General features: G+C 62.6%; 13 protein-coding genes. 2 read left to right on the top strand and 11 right to left on the bottom strand.

All coding sequences use genetic code 11. The features are described from left to right. Positions 1-249: 249 nt before the first annotated feature. From LZC95_45305 to LZC95_45255, 11 genes are all read right to left on the bottom strand, one after another. A complete protein-coding gene (locus LZC95_45305; GenBank protein WXA93660.1) occupies positions 250-1,710 on the bottom strand; it encodes an Ig-like domain-containing protein in 1,461 nt (486 codons plus the stop codon). A 247-nt stretch (positions 1,711-1,957) separates the two neighbouring features. Further along, positions 1,958-2,542, bottom strand: a complete 585-nt coding sequence (locus LZC95_45300; protein ID WXA93659.1) for a hypothetical protein — start codon at positions 2,540-2,542, stop codon at positions 1,958-1,960. Positions 2,543-2,635: 93 nt separating this feature from the next. Then, the gene (locus tag LZC95_45295) at positions 2,636-3,940 is read right to left on the bottom strand and encodes an Ig-like domain-containing protein (GenBank protein ID WXA93658.1); all 1,305 of its coding nucleotides are present in this window, start codon (positions 3,938-3,940) and stop codon (positions 2,636-2,638) included. Positions 3,941-4,231: 291 nt separating this feature from the next. After that, the gene (locus LZC95_45290; GenBank protein ID WXA93657.1) at positions 4,232-6,166 is read right to left on the bottom strand and encodes a M4 family metallopeptidase; all 1,935 of its coding nucleotides are present in this window, start codon (positions 6,164-6,166) and stop codon (positions 4,232-4,234) included. 473 nt (positions 6,167-6,639) lie between these two features. Further along, complete coding sequence (locus LZC95_45285) at positions 6,640-8,910, bottom strand: M4 family metallopeptidase (protein WXA93656.1); 2,271 nt, start codon at positions 8,908-8,910, stop codon at positions 6,640-6,642. Between the two features lie 624 nt (positions 8,911-9,534). Further along, complete coding sequence (locus tag LZC95_45280) at positions 9,535-10,326, bottom strand: ABC transporter ATP-binding protein (GenBank protein ID WXA93655.1); 792 nt, start codon at positions 10,324-10,326, stop codon at positions 9,535-9,537. Next, entirely contained in the window at positions 10,323-11,099 is a 777-nt protein-coding gene (locus LZC95_45275) for an ABC transporter permease (protein WXA93654.1), read from the bottom strand. The genes LZC95_45280 and LZC95_45275 overlap by 4 nt, the downstream gene beginning before the upstream one ends. Next, entirely contained in the window at positions 11,096-13,411 is a 2,316-nt protein-coding gene (locus tag LZC95_45270; GenBank protein WXA93653.1) for a HEAT repeat domain-containing protein, read from the bottom strand. Before LZC95_45270 ends, LZC95_45275 begins: the two co-directional genes overlap by 4 nt. 11 nt (positions 13,412-13,422) lie before the next feature. Beyond that, the gene (locus tag LZC95_45265) at positions 13,423-13,707 is read right to left on the bottom strand and encodes a ferredoxin family protein (GenBank protein WXA93652.1); all 285 of its coding nucleotides are present in this window, start codon (positions 13,705-13,707) and stop codon (positions 13,423-13,425) included. Then, positions 13,704-15,449: a fumarate reductase/succinate dehydrogenase flavoprotein subunit gene (locus tag LZC95_45260; protein ID WXA93651.1), complete on the bottom strand. Its 1,746-nt coding sequence runs from the start codon at positions 15,447-15,449 to the stop codon at positions 13,704-13,706. Before LZC95_45260 ends, LZC95_45265 begins: the two co-directional genes overlap by 4 nt. A gap of 46 nt (positions 15,450-15,495) precedes the next feature. Continuing rightward, the gene (locus LZC95_45255) at positions 15,496-16,395 is read right to left on the bottom strand and encodes a LysR substrate-binding domain-containing protein (protein WXA93650.1); all 900 of its coding nucleotides are present in this window, start codon (positions 16,393-16,395) and stop codon (positions 15,496-15,498) included. 80 nt (positions 16,396-16,475) lie between these two features. Between LZC95_45255 and budA the strand changes: the two genes are divergently transcribed. Next, complete coding sequence (gene budA, locus LZC95_45250) at positions 16,476-17,234, top strand: acetolactate decarboxylase (protein ID WXA93649.1); 759 nt, start codon at positions 16,476-16,478, stop codon at positions 17,232-17,234. A gap of 116 nt (positions 17,235-17,350) precedes the next feature. Next, positions 17,351-19,828, top strand: a complete 2,478-nt coding sequence (locus LZC95_45245) for an ABC transporter permease (protein ID WXA93648.1) — start codon at positions 17,351-17,353, stop codon at positions 19,826-19,828. The last annotated feature ends 8 nt before the right edge of the window (positions 19,829-19,836 follow it).

Here is a 19,836-nt window from a genome sequence, read left to right as displayed (position 1 = left end):
CCCATGAGCGCGCGCCCAAGCGTGGCGCGGCGGAAGTCATTACGCACCGGACAACGAAGTCGATCCGCGCGCATCCGACGTCTACCCCGCACTCGGTGCCGCATGGAAAATGCAGGCCCAGTTGATCTTTCGCGACATCATCCCCGCCGTCAGACGAACCAACTCTGCGATCAGGCCGCCCAGCGCGTCTGCCGAATTGGTCGATCTGCCCCCGAAACGCTGTCCCTATCGCAACATTCCCTGACGATGTTATCGGTTCAGTCGTACAACTTGCAGTTCGCCCGATGTCGAGTGTTCCCAGGCAATCACGGGGACCCCTTCGGGGTCGATTGCGCCCATGCCACCTGACAATCTCGCGCTCAGGCGAGCCATTGCGGGCGGTGGTATTCTTGTCCAGCCATTGCGTGTTACGTCGAGAACTTCCACGTTTGGAGATGTGCCGAAGTACGCAAAGATATGATCGTTTCCCATACGTGCGAAAAAGATGACTCCATCCAGTTTGTCTTCCGAGATTTCCGGGCCGCAGGCGATCCAGGAGGTACCGTCGAATCGAAGGATTTGAACACGATAGCGCGGTAGGAAGCGATCGGCGAAACTCACCAATGCATACACGTTTGCCGAGCTGTCCAGTGCAATGGCCAGATCGGTGACTTGTTCGCTCTCAATGTTCAACGGAGAGCCGAGGGGCAACCACGATCCATTTCTCCAAACGCGGACCCTCGCATTGTTGGACGAATCCAAATATGCGAGGTACGGCGTGCCTTTTTGGTCGAGAGTAAGACTGCTCAAATGCACGTCGTTCTCGAGCACAGTCGCCGCGCCAAGCGAAGTCCAATCTTCGGACCCACGTGAAAGGGCCGTGGCAGCCACATGTCGGCTTCCGTCCGGCCACACGATGTCGCACGCGAGAAAGAGGATTCCATGTTCGTCTACGGCGAGCGCAACACCGCCGGTGCTGGCTATTGGAAAGTCGGGGACATTGGGATACCTAACACCGTCTCGCATGACGGCGATGTGGTTCCCTTTGGCCAAGTATGCATTCACGAAGGCGCCATCCTTGTCCACCACCGCGGCTCCGCGCCCGGCTTCCGTCGGGCCCAGCGAACCTCGTCCCATCCACGTGCTCGTCGGCCCCGCGATCTGATTCCGAACGAGGTCGAGGTAGCCTGCGCTATCGTTGTTTTTCACGGACAGGACGGTCACGACTTCGCCTGGTCCCGCCGCGATGACGGGTAGCTTGAAACCACCCGTATCGAGGGGCGTTCCTATGGGTAGCCAGAGCGGAGACGTCCAGCTCCAAGGAGGGCGGATCAACGCATTGCCTCGAAGATCGGTGATGTCCTTGAAGTTGACCGACATATTTGTCGGAAGAGGAATATTTGCCGTCGGCGTGACGGTTAGGGTCGTGCCGTCAGCCGAGAGGGAGATGGATGTCGCGACTGGAATGCCATTCGCCAATAGCGTGAGAGGAGTCGTGCCAAGCTTTACGGCTTCCGAGAATACGACTTGGATCGGTGTTCGCACCGATACATTGATTTCGCCGTCAGAAGGAGACAGAGACAGCACGCGCGGTAAGATCGTATCTGGGTCTGGAATCACACCCGTATCCGGGCCGCCGTCTGGGAGTGACCCGGGGGAGTAGTCGTCGGAGTCGCACGAAAGAACAAGCATGGTGCATACAAGAGGAGTTGCAGCAACCAGCGTTCTCATAAGGACCGTCATATTTGCGAGGAATGTACACCAAACTCCGGTGGCACCCAATGGGATCCGAGGCCGGACTTACGGCAGCTGCCGGAATGAAGTAGCGCTCGTCAGAACCATGAGGCGCTCTACCTCTGCGGGACATCGAGTTGCTACGCCGTCCACACCAACTCACTGATTCAATCGCACGACATCAACTTCGTAACTTCGTCTTGCCAGCCGATGATCGGAACGCCCGTAGGATCCATCGTCGCGCTCACGAGATCGTACGTAACCGTGGGCGAAGGCGAAAAAAACATCCGGCGCTCGTGATATCCAACGCGCGCAAAGCGTCATCCAAGGCGACATAAGCGAATAGATGACCGCCGCGCATGGGGGCAAACAGGAAAGGGAAGCCCTGTTTGCCAAGCTCGGGGCCATAGTTCGTCCATGCGGACCCTCCGAATCGACGGCTGAGAAACTGGCTTCGCGATAAGTAGAGGTTATTCACTTGAATGGTGGTGACGAACGGATTGTTCGTTGCATCTGTGGCGAGTGTAATCCCTCGGACTTCCTCGTCGGGCGCGTTCAGGCTGTTGCCCAGCTTTCGCCATTCGCCGCCGGACCACGTCCTTATCGACGACGACCGCGGGCCTGGAGGACGTGGCGCCGGGCGATGTTTCGAGAAGGCGAGCGCCGCGTTGACTTGTTCGCCGGGCAGGCGGCCAGCATCATCTTGCTTCCCGTCTTCGGAGGGGAAGGCACTGCCGATCGGGAGCCACTGTGGAAGGCTCCAACTCCACGGCGGCCGAATCAGCAGGAGTGCGGTTGATGCCAAAAGGGCATCTGTCGTTGCCCTCATTGGCCCGGCAAGTTTGAACGAAAATCCCTGGCTGTGGCGTGTGGTGCGGCCAGGTTTCTCGCGGCCGTATGCGCGGGGGAGAGCTCGTCCAAGTTACCGATTCAATCGCACGACATGTATGTTCGAAGCGGTGTCATTCCAGCCAATGATTGGGATCCCAGCAGGATCAATGGCGGCGCTCGGCTCAGGGCCTAAATCGGGCATCAAAGATGGTGAGGGCTGCTGTGTCCAGCCCGTGGCGGTTACGTCGAACGTGCGGAACGCGTCGTCGACAGCGATATAGGCGAACAGGTGGCCGCCGCGCATGGGGGAGAAGAGGAGAGATTTGCCTCGTTCGCCAATCTCGGGGCCACAATTGGTCCATGCGGATCCATCGAACCGACGGATGAGCAGTTGGCTTCGCGACAAGAAGATGTTGTCCAATTGGACCGCTACGAACGGCGTGTTCGTTGCGTCCGCGGTGACCTTAATTGACCTGACTTCTTCGTCGGATGCGTTTAGGGCGTTGCCGACGGCTCGCCATTGACCTGCAGACCAGCTGCGAACGAATCCATCCAGTGTCGTTCGGCCGTTTTCCGTTCGCTCAACGCGGTACGCCACATAAGGTGTTCCTCGAGAGTCCAGGGCTAGGGATTCCAGACGTACGCTCGTCGTCGTGGAGATGTCGTTGACGCTTGCGCGGAGCGGCGTCCAATTGTTTGTCTCTCCACGGGCGAGGGCTTTCACGACGACGTTCGAGCCATCGCTGCTGGTGGGCGCATCGTAGGCGAGAAATAAAATCCCACCTGCGTCGACAGCAAGGGAGAACCCCTCGGTCGCGGCAACCGGGAATGGTCCGCCAATCTGCTCCCATTCCTGCGAACGATATCGTTGCACAACCAGATTCCATGTACTCTCGTCGACGGTCGCAACGACGAGCGCGCCATCCTTATCGACGACGACCGCAGGCGTATGCGTCGTTCTGCCGGGCGAGCCGGGCAATCGTTGCCATGATCCACTGGGCTGGCCGATGCTGAATACCTGCGATGGGAGGGGTCCGTTGTCGTTCGAGTAGAGTACCGTCACGTTGACTTGCTCGCTCGGCCCTGCGCTCAGTCTGATGTTGTCTCCACCCTGTGACGGGAACGAGTTACCGAATTGGAGCCACTGAGGAACGCTCCAACTCCACGTCGGCCGAATCAGAGCATTGCCTCGCAAGTCCGAGATATCGCCGAAGTCTACCGACAGCTTGGTGGGGAGCGGAATTTCGGACGTGGGCGAAATGCTCATCACTTTTGCATCGGCCGAGAGCGTGCACGCGATCGGGATCTCCACGCCATTTGCCGACAGTGTGACCGGCTTCGTACCAAATTTGACCGCTTCGGAGAATGTCACACGAATCGGAGCCCGTGCGGACACGTCCGATTCCCCGTCGTCAGGTGTACGAAAGAGCACCCGAGGAGCAACCGTGTCGGGATCTGGAATGGTACCAACGTCCGTTCCAGCGTCGCTAGGTACGGAAGGGTTGTCGGGTGAGCTGCACGCGATCGGTGTGACAACCGATAGGAGGAGTCCCGTTATCGCCGAAAATACTGTCGTGGTTGCTCTCATGGACCCCAGCTAGTCTAAACGAAAAACCCCCGGCTGCACCGTGCGGTGCTGCCGAGGGTTTTCGCAGTCGTATGCTGGACGGAGAGACCTATCTCTCGATCAGTACGCGGCCGTCAGCGTGACTCCCGAGTAGGAGCTGTAGCCGTAGACCAAAATGTACCAGGTGCCCGCTTTGACCGCGCTGCCACTGAAGCTAACGCTCTCGTTGCGGGTGTAGCTCTCCGAGGCTTTGTCGTAGCTGCTGGTCGTGGGCGCTGCACCAAACTTCACGTAGAGATCCGCATCGCCGGAGCCACTGGATGAACCCGTCGTGGTGACCTTGAACGAGCTTCTGCCGGAGGGGACAGTGATCTTGTAAAGCTTGGACGACTTGCTTGCGCCGCTAATACCCGAGACCGGCGTGTTGTTGAAGATCTCCGTAGCGGTTGGCGGAGGAGTCGTGGCGCCGACGCCGACGGCCTCCCACGCCTTGTTCACGGCGTCGACCTCGGCCGAACCTGCCCCATACAGCTGCTGCGCGGCCTGCGCGGTGCCTGTCTTGGCCGCCGCGTAGTTGGTGCTCGACGTCCAGATGGTCGTGTTGGCCGTGAAGAAGATTTTGGCGGCCTTCTCGATGCCAATGCCGGGGACCTGGACGGTGGATTTGTCGCGCGGGTGCTTGCCGCCCACCGAGAGGAGGAAGAACGCGAGGTTCGGGACGCCCGAGGTGTAGTGCACGTCCTGGTTCGCGAAGTCCGGTGCCCAGTCGATGGAGCTGCCGTCCTTCTTCGGATCGTACATGTAACGGAGGCCATCGCCTGGCGTGCTGGGCGTCCAGACGTCGTCGCCGACGGTCCACGTCGTCTCGTTCTTCGGCGTGCCGCGGCCGTCGCGGACCCATTCGATGTAGGCGCCGAAGATGTCCGACGTCGCCTCGTTCAAGCCGCCCGACTGACCCGAGTAGGTCAGGTTGGAGGTGCGCTCGGTGACGGCGTGGGTCAACTCGTGACCGGTGACGTCGAGCGAGTTGGCGAGATTCGATGCCTGGACACCGTCGCCGTCGCCGTAGACCATCTGCGTTCCGTTCCAGAACGCATTGACGTAGTTGTTGCTGTAGTGGACGGAGCTAATCAGCTTGCCGCCCGTTCCGTCGAACGAGTCGCGACCGAAGTCGTTCTTGTAGACGTCGTAGACCGTGCCGAGGTGGTCGTAGTTGTTGTTCACGACGGCATCGGAATTGGCCGCTCCGCCCTCTGCACGCGCCAATGGGCCAGGGAGGCTGGTGCCGTGATTCAGATTGTGGACCTCGCGGTTCTTGGCCGTGTGGATGCGCGGATGGCGCGCGACCACCGAGCCGTCGACCGCGTTGACGAAGACGTCGTCGACAATCGGCGTGCCATTGGCCTCGGTGCCTTTGACCTGGGTCTTGTAAACCAGATCGAGGCGGTCGTCCTGCCGGTAGTAGAAGAGTTCCGGCGCGGCGCTTGCGGACAGATTGTTGACGTAAGAAGCTGCGAGGCCGCTGGCCTTCGCGACCGCCGCCTGCGCGGAGATTTTCGCGTCAGCCGGTGCCGAAAGGTCGGCGCGCGCACTGCCATTGGCGGCATACGCTACACCATTGTTCGTGTGAACGATCAGTTCACCGCCGATGACTTCGCGCCCATTCTTGAATTGCGTAAAGCGATAATGCACCCCGCCCTGGATGTCGGTCACTGCGGTCCTGAGGCGGAGTTGGTCCGCGCTGGCGCGGAAAGCTGGTGCCACTGCCGAGAGGACGTTCTGTACGTCGGCGGCGTTTCCGTTGCCCGACACCGCGGCGCCGAGATTGCCGGTGATGAAGTTCGGAACTCCACCAGGACCTCTATCCGCGACCGACGCGCTGGGGAGCGCGTCTAGGGCTGCCTGAATCTCTTGGCCAATTGCACCCTTATCTTGTTGCCCACTACCTTCCGTCCCCTCATCGCTGCGGTCCGAGGCCGAGCAAGCTGCTGCCAAGGCAACGACACCGAAGAGACCAATGAGACGAAACGTACGATCAAGTTTGAGACTACGCATGGAGCACCCCTTCCGTTTCCGTTCCGGTTGTGCGTGCCGGTGGTTGCACGCTGTCCAATGTGTGTCTCGGGATGAAAGTCGAGCGGGAGGTCAGTTTCGTCTGTGGGCTAGGGACGAAATTTGACTGGGGGGTTATCTACCCTCTCCCTGTCGGACATTTACCGCTCTTCCCCTTCACCAGCGCCGATACGCAACGCGAATCACAAGAAGTTGCTTGAAGAAGCGTTAAGGAATAGCGGGCGTAACAGTGCATTTCGTGTCGGTCAAGTTCTGAAATGATGAAGCGTACAATTCATCTATTCGTCCGACGAATCGATCGCTTGTGGGTGCAACATTCTTTGAATCCGACATCGAAATACCTGCGAGGACGGAATTCCCTCATTAAAAGAAAACTCCCTTTCAGCGCCGCAGGGCGTCATGAAAGGGAGTTTCTCCGTTTCCGGTTTGTTTCGGCGTGCGTTGACTAGTGGGAACTAGTTGTTCGCAGCGCCCGGCGTGACGTTCGGCGTCGCTTTCCAGTCGGAGGCGGCGTTGTTCGTGTCGGTGCCGTTGGGGAGGCGGCTCAGGGAGCGAGCCACCGTGTTGCTATCCTTCGCCGTGGTGCGCGCGCCTTCGACGAGGCTCACGTTGCCCACGCCGGGGAGCGGCGCCGTGGTGATGAGGCCACCGTAGGAGAGCGCATCGACCAGCGTCGTGGACGTGGCGATGGCAACGCCGTCGGGATTGCCGTTCTCGATCTGATTGTACAAGCCGTGGAAGGTGATCTTCTTCACGCCGGCGGGGACGGCGACGTCGGCGTCGCCCACGACGAGGTACTGGCCCGGGTTGAGCGTGCCCGCCGTCGAGAGGTCGACGATCGAGTAGAGGGTGTCGCCCGTGCTGCCCTCACCATCGACGAGATAGAGCTTGTGATCCGCGAGGTTGACCGGGAGGCCACCCACGTTGAGGATCTCGATGAATTCCTGGCGATCCGTCGAGCCAACCTCGTCGTACTCGACCTCGTTGATCACGAGGCGGCCTGGAGGCGGCGGCGCCTCGTACTTCGCGGTGAGGGTGACCGCGGAGTACGCGGAGTAGCCGTGCAGCATGATCCAGTACACGCCACCTTGCGTGCCCTCGACCTTGCATTCCTCGTTGTTGCCGGTCTTGTACGGACGGCAATCGTAGCGGTTCGACTTCGGCCAGATGCCGAATTTCGTGTAGAGGTCCGCATCACCCGAGTTGGGCGGTGAGCTGATCGAGATGGTCAAGTTCTGACCCGCCGGCACTTCGAGGCGGTAGTAGAGCTTGGACTGCGAGGCGCCGCTGATGTTCGTCACCGGCACGCCGTTGGTGAGCAGCGTCGACGGCGGCTCCTCCTCCGGGATGCCCACGCCGACGGCCTTCCACGCGTTGTCGACAGCGGCGACTTCGTCGGTGGAGTAGCCGAGTTCCGTCGCGGCCTGCACGGTCAGCGCCTTCGCCTGCTCGAAGTTCGTCGAGGGCTGGAAGAGCGTCGTGTTGGCGCGGTAGAAGACCTGCGCGGCCTTCTCGACGCCGATGCCCGTGACGACGAGCTGCGACTTGTTGCGCGGGTGCTTGCCGCCCACGGAGAGCAGGTAGAACGCGAGGTTCGAGATGCCCGAGCTGTAGTGAACGTCGACACCGCTCGTGTAATCCGGGTACCAGTCGAGCGAGTCGCCGTCCTTGGCCGGATCGTTCATGTAGCGGAGGGCGTCATTCGGGATGTTCGGCGTCCAGATGTCCTCGCCCACGAGCCACGTGTTGGCGCTGACGACCTTGCCGTCGCGGTACCACTCGACGACGTTTCCGAAGATGTCGGACATCGACTCGTTCAAGCCGCCCGACTCACCCGAGTAGATGAGGTTCGAGGTCTTCTCGGTGACCGCGTGGGTGAGCTCGTGCGCCGTGACGTCGAGCGAGTTGGCGAGGTTCGAGGCGTTCACGCCGTCGCCGTCGCCGTAGACCATCTGCGTGCTGTTCCAGAACGCGTTGACGTACTGGACACCGTAGTGGACGGTGCTGAGGAGTTTCGCGCCGTTGTTGTCGAACGAGTCGCGGTTGAAGAGTTCTTTGTACGCGTCCCAGGTGGTGCCGAGGCGGTCGTAGTTGTTGTTCACGACGACGTCGGAGTGGGGATCGCCACCCTCGACGCGAACGAGGGCGCCGGGCAGGGTCTGCGTGTTCTGGGCGTCGTGCAGCTCGCGGTTCTTCGCGGTGTAGACGTGCGGAACGCTGAGGAGAATGCGGCCGTCGGAGGCGTTGACGTACACCGAGTCGTTGATCGGCGTCTGGTCGGCCTTGGTGCCGGTCACCGTGACGTTGTAGACGAGGTCGAGCCGGTCCACGCCGCGGAGGTAGACGAGGTCCCCTTCCTTGGCGGTGGCGGCAACGTCCGTGATGGTCGGGTACTGCGCCTTGGCGATTTCGATGGCGCGATCGGCAGAGATTTTCGCCGTGGAGGGGGCATCGAGATCGTCACGGACCGTGCCGTTCGCGCTGTAGGCGACGCCGTTGCGGACGTGAACCGTCAAGTCGCCGCCGAGAACGGGGCGGCCGTTCTTCTGCTGCGTGAAGCGGAAGTGTTCGTCGCCCAGGCCATCCACCTGCGCGTTCTTGAAAGCAAGTTGGTCGACGTTGGCGCGGAAGATCGGCGCAATCGCCGCGACGACATTCTGAATGTCCGCCGCCGTGAGGCCGTTACCTTGCTTGGTCCCGAAGTTGCCAGTGATGATGCTGGGCACTCCGGTCGCGTCGACATTTTGAACCTGTGTATTCGGAATGGAATCCAGGGCCGCTTGAATATCTTCCCCAGACCGCCCCCCGGCGGGTTGCTTGCTACCCCCCTCGTCTTGCCCTTCAGACGTCTGGCAAGCAGTTGCTATGGCAACGATGGCAAAAAGACCTACGCCACGAAATATTCGACGAAAGTTGAGACTACTCAATGGAGCACCCCTTCCGCACGTGCGCGCAATGGCGCATGCGTATCAGAAACTCTTTTTTTGCCGATTCAGGGCGCAGGGGTGCCGTCCGAATCGAGTCGGTAGGAGTCGGTTGTTTCCGGCTTCCTATGACTCGCTTCGGCTACATGACGCGGGCTCCTTCTCCCGTGTCATGACAACTCCGCCTTCCACCCTCATCAACGCAACGCTAAGAACCGTCAAAACGTTAACATTAAGGAAAGATTAGCGCGTAGCACTTGGTTCTACGGTGCGTCAAGATGTGATTTCATGGACCGTTGAACTGAGTTGTGGGTCCGACAACGTTTGGTGCTGAAGCGCACTTCGAAGTCTTCGAAATCATATGTGATTAGGCGCAATATGGCGCTTGTGGTGAAATATTCTATTTAAAGGATTGCCGTTACTCTTCTAACCTAAGGCGAATTTTCCTCCACTCGAACCCTCCCGGACGAGCTCCAGGCAGCGGCGTTTGATGGCCACGAAGTCCGCCGAGGCGGCGATGTCGAGGGTGCGCGGCCTCTCGTAGGCGACGGGGAGGTCGGCCCGCACCTCGCTGGGGCGGCGGCTCAGAACGAGAATGCGGTCGGCGAGGAACATGGCCTCGTCGATGTCGTGCGTGACGAAGACGATGGTGAGCTTGCGCGCCTGCCAGATGGAGAGCACGAGCTCCTGCATCACCCGCCTCGTTTCGGCATCGAGGGCGCTGAACGGTTCGTCGAGCAGAAGGACTTTCGGCTCGTTGATCAAGGCCCGCGCGATCTCCACCCGCTGCTGCATGCCGCCGGAGAGCTGCGATGGGTAGCTCCGCTCGAAGCCGGAAAGGCCCATTTCGCCGAGGAGACGCGCGGCGGCGTCTTTTCGCTCGGGGGCGGGGATTCCGCGCATTTTCGGCCCGAAGGCGACGTTGTCGAGGGCCGTGCGCCATGGAAAGAGGGTGTGCTGCTGCGAGACCATGCCGCGGTCGGGGCCGGGCTCCTTCGAGGCGCGGCCGTCGACGAGGACCTCGCCGCGCTCCGGGCGGAGGTAGCCGGCGATGGCCTTGAGCAACGTGGACTTGCCGCAACCCGATGGGCCGACGATGCAAAAGAACTCACCTGGGGCGATGTCCAAGGTGAGGTCGTGCACGGCCTCGATGCGGCGTGCTCCGTCGCCGAAGGCCAGGGTGGCGTTTCGAAATTGGACGCGGGCGCCCTCGCTCATGTCGTTCCCTCGCTGGGGCGGTACCAAGGCATGAGCCACATGCCGAGTCGGTTGATGAGCGCACTGCTCACCATGCCGAAGACGCCGATGAAGAGCATTCCCACGACGATATCCGGGTAGCGCTGCAGGTTGTACGACTCCCAGGTGTAATACCCAATGCCGTATTGGCCGGCGATCATCTCCGCGGTGACCAGGCAAAGCCACGATGCACCCATGCCGAGGCGCAGGCCGGTGACGATGCTGGGCAATGCGCCGGGAAGGATGATTTCGCGCAGGACGCTCCACGTGTTGGCGCCGAGGCTGCGCGAGGCGAGAATGAGGCGCGGATCGAGGGCTTCGATGCCGTGGATCGTGTTCAAAACGATGGGGAAGAGCGCGCCGATGAAGGTGATGAACAGGATACTCCCCTCGGTGGTGGGGAACATGAGAATGGCCAGCGGAATCCAGGCGACGGCCGGAATGGGCCGCAAGGTCTCGATGGTGGGAAGGACGATGTCCTCGATGCGCTTGGACCGGCCGACGGCGACGCCCAGCGCAATGCCGAGGATGGTGGCCGCACCAAAGCCGCTGAAGACGCGCAGGATGCTATTTTTGAAGTGATGGAGCACCTTCGGCGATTGCAAGAAGGACCACGTGGCCTGCGCCACGTCGGTGGGGGCGGGCACGTTGCCGAAGTTGATGAAGCGCGCGTCCACGTGCCGCGAGGAGACGATTTGCCATAGGACGATGGCCGCGAGGACGGAGGCGACTCGGACGAGGTGGCGGCGGTTCATGATTTGCGCAGTCCGTCGAAAGAGACGACGGGGGCGTTGCCATGGCCGCGGGACCAGGTTTCGGCGTCCTTCTTGAGGAGGAAGGCGGCAATCTCGCTTCCGGAGCGCACGAAATAGGCGAAGTCTGCGAACAGCTTCGAGCCGGTGTTTCGGTCGTGCACGTAGAAGGCGCGCGTGGATTTGCCCCCCGCCGTGAGCTCGCCCAGCGCAGAGAGCGCCGCGCCGATGGTCGCGTAGGCCCGAACCTTGGGCTCGTCCTTGACCCAGATCTGAGCGACGAGCTTGGGCTCGGTGATGTCGACACCGGCGATGGGCAGCGGCGCGTAATTGCGAATGCGGGCGTCGTAATCGAGCCCCGACTCTTTGGCCGCCTGGCGGATGAAGCGGTCGACGACGAAGGCGTTCACGTCGACGTTCAAGTCCTTCTTCAACAGCGCCAGCGTCGCAACGGCGGTTTCCAGGCCTTTGCGGTATTCCGGTTTCAGCGTGTAATCGCGGGTCTGAAGGCCCAGCGGGCCTTGGAACATGTAAACGACTTCGGCATCGACGCCCGACACCTTTTGAACGAGCTCACTGTACTTCTCGGGTTCCTCGGTGAAGAGGCGATCGGCCTCCAGGGTCGCGCGCAAATAGCCCACGAGCACCTCGGGGTAGCGATCGGCGAACTCGTCGCGCGCCACCACGCCGACCGACGTGGGGACGTGGGCCGTGCCGCCCTCGTAGATCTTGCGGGCGTATTTGCGGAACTGAAACAGTTCGCCATAGGGCACGAAATCCGCGTGCGCGTCGATTTTGTGGCCGCGCAGGGCGGTGCCGCCGACCTCGGGGGCCTGCGAGACCAAGGTCACGTCTTTGTCGGGATCCCACCCCAGATCGCGGATGGCGCGCACCAAGGTGCCATGCGCCGACGAGCCAAAGGGGACGGAGATCTGCTTGCCTTTGAGCTCACTCAAGCTGGTCACGGGTGAGTCGGAGGGCACCAAAACGGCATTGCCGTTGCCATCCACGCTGCCGGCGATGATGGCGGTGTAGTAGCTGTGCTTCCCCAGCTTGCGGAAGGCGTCGGCATTGGCCACGGATGGGAAATCGCCCAGCAGTCCGATATCGATTTTGCCCGCGACCATGTCCGTGGTGATGGGCGGTCCAGAGGTGAAGCTCTTCCATTCTACTTCGTACTTGGCATTCGCGTAGCGGCCCGTTTTGGGGAGGTATTTGTCCAATAGGCCAAGCTCGCGCACGAGGATGCCTCCGGTGGCGCAGCTGATGGTGCTGTCCTGGACCCCGAACGAAATGCGAATGACCTCCTGCGGCTTTTCGCCCTCGCTGCGTTTGCAGCCGCCAAGCACGAAGAGCACCAGGACCAGAAGCAACCCGAGCGCGTGCCGCGCGGCCTTGCGCACCTCGGCGTCGGCGTCGTTGGCCAGGCGCGTGAGCGTGGGGGCGGCGCTGCGGGCCCGGAGTTCGCCCAGGGCCTGTGCGGCGGCCTTGCGAATGTCGGGTGTGTCGTCGTGGAGCAGTGCGATCAGCGCGCCGGAGGCCGCCGTGGCGCCGAGTTTGCCCAGGCTCGAAATGGCCTCTTTGCGCACCTGCCAATAGCGATCTTCCAGCGCCTCGAGCAAGGCCGGAATGCCCTGGCTGACCTTGGATCGGCCCAGGACGATGGCCGCCTCGCGGCGCACTTGCCAATCGTCGTCGCGGAGGACCTCGATGAAGTCCGGCACCAACGCCGGCGAATTGAAAAAGTCGAGCGCGCCGATGGCCACTTTGCGCACCGACGCTTCGGGATCGCGCAGCCGCTCGCGCAGAGCGGACACGGACTCCGGGCGGCGCAGGTACGCCAAGGTCACCACGGCCTCGCGGCGCACGCGCGGGGACTCGTCCGCCGTGGCACGCAGCAGAGGCTCGACGGCGCGCGGATCCCGATGCTCGCGCAGCGCGATGATCACGGCTTCGCGCACCTGCGCACTGGGGTGGGCCATGCCCGGAAGCAGCGCCGCGGCCCCCGCCTCGGTGCGAAATTCTCGCAGCGCGGTGAGGGCGGTCTCGCGCACCTTTTCGTCCTCGTCCTCCAGTGCGCTGACCAACGCAGGCACCGCGCGCGCATCGCCCAAGTCCTCCAGGCGTGCCACGGCAAGCGAGCGCACGGTGGGATCGGGATCGCGCACCTTGGCCACGAGGACCTCGAAGAGCTCTTCACCAGCCACCGCGTCGGAGGACGAGAGCCATTCGAGCTCGATGAGCGCGAGTTGGCGGATGCTCGCGTCGGGATCCGTCAATCGGGACAAGAAAGACGGCGCGAATTCCACAGCCATGATGCGTGCTCCTAACGCAAGAGAAACGGGATTTTGACGGTGATGGCGTCCTTGGGGCAGTCGATCTCGCAGGCCAGGCAGTACCAGCACTCGTCGTTTTTCATGTGCGCCTTGCCCGTGTTCGGGTCGACGGCGAGGCAATCGACGGGGCACGAATCGATGCAAATACGGCAGCCTTTGATGCACTTGCCGAGGTCCACCACGACGGGCACGTCGAGTCGCACGGACGTCTGCGCGCGTCCGACGTGCCGCGCTTGTTCCGACTTCACCTGCTCGCGGTTGTCGAGATTTCTCATGGCGAGGCGCTCTCCTGCGCGGGGATGCGAAGGCCGTGGTAGCCCTTCAATTCGTCATCGTTCATCGGCACCACGTACGGCGCGACGGGCCGCTCGATGACGGCCACGCGTCCGTTCTCGTCCTTGCGCAGATTCACGTGCACGAACCAGCGCTCGTTGTCGAGCTTCGGATAATCGAGCCGGTGGTGGTACAGGCCCCAGCGGCTCTCTTTTCGATGCAGCGAGGCGACGGCGGCCATTTCCGCGCAATCGCGGATGAATCCGCACTCGACCACGCGCATCAGTTCGTGCGGATTGGTCGCGCCCACCTCCCCGAGTTCGTCCTCGGCGCGGCGGAAATAGGTGAGGCCCAGATCCATGCGCGTCCCCGTTTTCGGAGGCTGCAGGTAGTCGTTCACCAGGCGACGCACCTTGTACTCGTATTGATGGTGCGGGATGCCGTTGGGCCTTTCGAGCGGCCCGAAGATGCGCGTGCGCTCGGCGGCCACCGCCTCTTCGTCGATGCGCGGTTCGTCGCTCCCGGCGATGCGCTCGAGTGCGTGTTCGGCGCAAATGCGCCCATAGGTCATCGCGCCCAAGAGGTAATTGTGCGGCACGCAGGCCATGTCGCCGGCTGCGTAAAGGCCCTCGACCGTGGTCTCTCCGCGCTCGTCGACCCAGACGCCCGACGCGCTATGGCCGCTGCACAGTCCAATCTCGGAAATGTGCATTTCCACCAGGTCTTCCCCGTACGTGTGCCCGCGGCCCGCGTGGAAGCGTCCGCGGCTCGGGCGCTCGGTGCGGTGGAGCACTTGTTCGATTTCGGTCAGCGTCTCCGGGGCGAGGTGATCCAATTTGAGGTAGACCGGGCCGTTCTCGGAGTGGAGCTCCTTGTAGAACTCCATCATCATTTGCCCGCTCCAATAGTCGCTCTGGATGAATCGATGCCCTTTGGCATTGACCGTGTGGCCACCGAGTGGGCCCGTGACGTAGGCGCACGCAGGGCCATTGTAGTCTTTGATGAGCGGGTTGATCTGGAAGCACTCGATGCCCGTCAACTCGGCGCCCGCGTGGTAGGCGAGGGAATATCCATCGCCGGCGTTGGATGGATTTTCGTAGGTGCCGTACAAATACCCCGATGCGGGTAGGCCCAGGCGGCCCGAGGCGCCGCAGCAGAGGATGACGGCCTTGGCCACGATGATTTCGAAGCGGCCATCGCGCACGTCGAAGCCCATGACCCCGGCGATGCGGCCTCCGTCGGTCAAAAGGCGGGTGGCCATCATGCGATTGATGATTTTGACCCCACTGCGCATGACCACACGGGTGAGGATCTTTTTCAGATCGTAGCCCTCGGGCATGGGGAGCACGTAGGCGCCTTTGTGGTGCACTTTTTTGACGTCGAATGCGCCGGATTCGGTCTTTTGGAATTTGACCCCCCATTTGTCGAGCTGCTCGATCATGGGGTAGCTGTTGACGGCGTATTCGAGAATGGCCCTCTGGTTCACGATGCCGTCGTTGGCCATCGTGATCTCTTTGACGTACTGCTCGGGCGTCGCAAAACCAGGGATGATGGCGTTGTTCAGGCCATCCATGCCAATGGCAATGGCACCGCTTCGCTTGATGTGCGCTTTTTCCAGAAGGACGACGCGGCCGCGGGGGAGCCGCTGTTGCGCGTGAATGGCCGCCGTGCAGCCTGCGCTGCCTCCTCCGACCACCACGATGTCGGCGTGCGTGACGTTTGCCTCCATCGACTCCGTCTCCATTCAATGTTCATTAAAATGAACATGATGTCTCTTATGATGGAGTTTTTCAGAGGTCAAGCCATGTTCCCGTTGGCCTCATTCGACCGCCGGAAAGCGCACACGCGGCGCGGAGGGAGTCAGCGAGTTCTTCGGCGACCGCTGGAAGCGTTTCCGTGGCCGTGATGAGCTTGAGGCAGGCGCTGCCCAACGTGGGGAGCCCTTCGCGCTTGCCGAGGATGCGCAGCCCCTCTCGGCCGTCGTCCTCGATGCGCACGGAGACGCCGAGCCCTGCGCGCGCCGCGGCGTGCAAGCCGGAGAGACCGGGGCACGTGTAGACGACGCGCCATGGAATGTGCCGCTCGTCGAGCGCTTCGATGGCGCGGTCGCGGAAGGTGCACGAGCCCTCGAACAGGATGAGCGGCCACGGTTCGCCGGCGGTGGGCGGAACGAATTCGCGTGCGGCAAGCCACACCAGGTCGACCCGGCGGACGACTGTGCCGGGCCTTGTTTTCGGCTCGTCGAACACCAAGGCGAGGTCGAGCAGGCCGTCATCGATCATGCCGGAAAGGTCGCGGCTGGCGGCCACGCGCGCCTCGACCCGCACCGAAGGATGCCGCCGCGCGAAGCTGCGCAGTGCGTGCGGGAAGCGTGTGTCGGCGAAGTCCTGAACGACGCCCACCCGCACCACGCCGCCGAGCACACCGTGCTGCATGGCAATATGGGCCGACTCGTTGAGCGCGAGGATTTTGCGCGCGTAGCCCAGGAGCAGCTCGCCCGATTCGGTGAGCACGCGGCAGCGACCCGAGGCGGAGAAGAGCGGCTGATCCACCTGCTCTTCGAGCCGCTTCATCTGCTGGCTGATGGTCGATTGGGTGATGCCCAGGCGCGCGGCAGCCTTGGCGAAGTTGCCGGCATCGGCGATGGCCACGAGGCTGCGCAGGAGTTCGCTGTCGTACGTCGGAAACATGTCGATACATTATGGATTCGAATGTGTAGCTCGCAAATGTTTCAATTTTCGAAAGTGTGTGCCGGCACTACCTCCTAGACATGACCAACGGATTGCTCTTCACGGTCGTGCCGCTGATGGCCCTCGGGGTGTGTGCGATGGGCGCCATCGCTTCGCCTGGGAAGAAAGCGGTGCTCTACCACGCGTCGTTTCGCACGCCGTACCAGGCCGGGGTTTACGAGGGGGTGATCCCCATGGAACGGCTTCGCGCGAACGGCGATTTTGGCCTAGGCGCCACCCATGAAAATGATGGCGAGCTCGTTGCGTTGGGCGGCACCTTTTGGCGGTCGCGGGCGGACGGGACGATGCAGGAGCTCGGCCCGAACGATACGACGCCGTACGCGGTGATGACGTTCTTCCGGCCCGAGCGGACGTTGCGCATTCGCGGGCCCATCACGCAGCAGGAGCTCGAGAAGAAGCTCGATGCCGAGCTCGATCCAGACCATCGCATCTACGCGGTGCGCATTCGCGGGCGCTTCGTCCACGTCGAGGCGGGCAACGGCGAGCCGCAGGAAAAGCCGTACCGGCCGCTCGAGGACGTGCTGCGCGAATACCAATGGCGTAGCTACAAGGCCACAGACGGAACCTTGGTGGGCTTTCGGTGCCCCGAGTACATGCGCCGTTTCGACCGCGTCGGCTACCACTTCCACTACTTGAGCGACGACAAGAAGGCCGGCGGCCATGTGAATGGCTACGCGGTGGACGATGTGGAGGTGGCCATTCAGGAGCTGGGCGGCTTCACCGTCGACACCCCGGGCCACGGCGACTTCTACGGGGCAGATCTGGTGACGCAGCGGTGAATCCCAGTTTCGAACATGGGATGGCGTCCCAAAAACGGACACGCCTCGAAAGCCGATAGGCGAGTTATTTCGAATAGATAGTTCGCGGCCTGGCTCTTGCTTAGGCTTGAGCCCGCATGCTTCAGGACATCCGATTTGCGCTGCGGCTCCTTGCGAAGAACCTGGGCTTTACCCTCGTGGCCATCACGACGCTGGGGCTCGCGGTGGCGGCCAACGCCGTCGTGTTCAGCATCGTCCATGCGATCCTGATTCGGCCGCTGCCCTTTCCGGAGCCCGAGCGCCTGGTGCGCACCAGCACGCAGTACGTCGAGCAGGCCTCCGATACATACTGGCCGTTCTCCGCCCACGAGTACACGGAGCTGGCTGCGGAGGCGCACGCGTTTCAATCGATCGGCGCCTACGACGACGAGGATGCGAACCTGACGGGGACCGAGCAGCCCGTGGCGGTGCATGCCGCGACGGTGAGCGCGAGCTTCCTTCCCACCCTGGGGGTGCCGCCCATGTTGGGGCGGTTCTTCGACGAGAGCGAGGACCGGCCCGGCGACGTGCGCGCGATCGTGCTGGGGTACGACATCTTTGCCACCGTTTTCGGCGGCGATGCCAGCGTGGTGGGCCGCACGGTGCAGTACAACGCGACGCCGGTCACGGTGGTCGGCGTGATGCCGCGCGGTTTCGAGTTCCCCGAGCATGCTCAATTGTGGGCACCGCTCCGCATCGATCTTTCGAAATCGACGCGCGGCTCGCATTGGCTGAACGTCGTCGGACGGCTGAAACCCGGCACCGGTCTCGAGGCCGCGCGCGACGAGCTTCGTCCGCTCATGCAAATGTGGGCCGGCCAGCACGTCAAGGAGGACGTGATCGACCCGATCAAGCATGCGATCGCGTACCAGATGCTCCAAGAGGAGCTCGTCCGTCCCGTGCGTGCAGCGCTGTTGACGTTGCAGGCGGCGGTCGTCTTCGTGCTGCTCATCGCGTGCGCCAACATTTCCAACCTGCTCCTTGCGCGGGCCGAGGCGCGCAGCGGAGAGATCGCCGTGCGCGCTGCACTCGGGGCCACGCAGGGACGGATGGCGCGGCAATTTCTGACGGAGAGCCTCGTGCTAGGTACGTTGGGGGCGGGGCTGGGCATCGTCCTCGCCATGTGGGGCCTCGATGCGGTGATGATGCTCCTGCCCGAGGGCGTCCCGCGCGCGCGGGAGATCCAGCTCGACACGTCGGTGCTGGCGTTCGCCGTGGTCGTGGCTCTGGGGGCGAGCTTCGTGTTCGGCCTCGCACCCATCGTGCACACCCATGGCGGTCTTGCAGGCACCTTGCGTGCGGCGGGACAGCGAACGACGTCGGCCGCGAACAAGCAGCTTTTTCGGCGCATGCTCATTCTGGCCCAGGTGGCATTGGCCATCATGCTGGTGACGGGGGCGGGCCTCACGATCCGTAGCTTCGTGCGCTTGCAAAAGACGGAACTGGGGTTCGACCCGCGGGGATTGGTGAGCGTGGAGGTGCAGCTTCCGGCGAAATCGTATCCGAACGATGCGGCCATGCTGTCCTTTTGGAAGCGCTTTCGCGACGGCGCCTCGACCCTGCCTGGCGTGAAGGCGGCCAGTTTGATGAGCGGCCTCCCACCGAAGCGGCGCTTGAACTGGAACAGCGTTCACATCGTGGGGCTGCCAGCCAACGACGCCTTCCGATGGCACATCGATTATTGGCAAATCGCGAGCGAGGGCTACTTCGAGACCCTGGGGATTCCGCTCCTTCGTGGACGGCTTTTCGATCCGACGGACGACGAGGACAAGGCTGGCGTCGTGGTGGTCAACGAAACGCTGGCGCGGACGCTTTTCCCTGGCCAAGACGCGCTTGGAAAGCGCATTCAACTCTACAACGTCGCTCCGGTCGGAGAGTCCCCGGTCGAGCAGACCATCATCGGCGTCGTCGCGGATGCGAAGCAGGGTGGGCTCGAGGCTCCGGTGGGGACCGAGGTGTACATACCCGTTCGGCAGATTGCGCAAATCCACAACGCGGCACCGAATGGGGAGTCGTTCATGCCCCGATCCATGCACCTCATGGTGCGCGTGGATGGCGATCCGCGCGCCATGTTTTCCACCTTGCGCGCCCACGTGGCCTCGCTCGACGAGAACCTCGCCATCGTGCGCATGGAAACGATGGACCGTACCGTCTACGAGGCGATTTCCAAGCCGCGCTTCGTGACCACGCTCCTCGGTTGTTTCGCCGCCGTGGCGCTCTTGATGGCGGCCGTCGGCATCTACGGCGTCATGTCCTACGCCGTCGAGCAGCGCACCAAAGAGCTATCCATCCGGATGGCCCTCGGCGCGGATGCCGCGCGCCTGCAGCGGATGCTCGTGCTCGAGGGACTGCGCCTTGCCGTGGTCGGCATCGGCGTGGGCCTGGCGATGGCCGGCGCAGCGATGTTCACCCTCAGCCACTGGGCGGTGAAAGAGTCGTTCGACGTGCCCGGCCTCGACCCGGTGACGTATGTCCTCGTCATCGCGGTGACCGGCGGTGTGGCGGCGCTGGCAAGCTACATCCCCGCGCGGAGGGCGACGCTCATTCACCCCATGACCGCGATGCGCGGCGAATAAGGACGCAT

The organism is Sorangiineae bacterium MSr12523, assembly GCA_037157775.1.
Taxonomy (GTDB): Bacteria; Myxococcota_A; Polyangia; order Polyangiales; family Polyangiaceae; genus Pendulispora; species Pendulispora brunnea.
The sequence above is the reverse complement of the archived record's forward strand: the minus strand, read 5'-3'. Positions and strand labels throughout refer to the sequence as shown.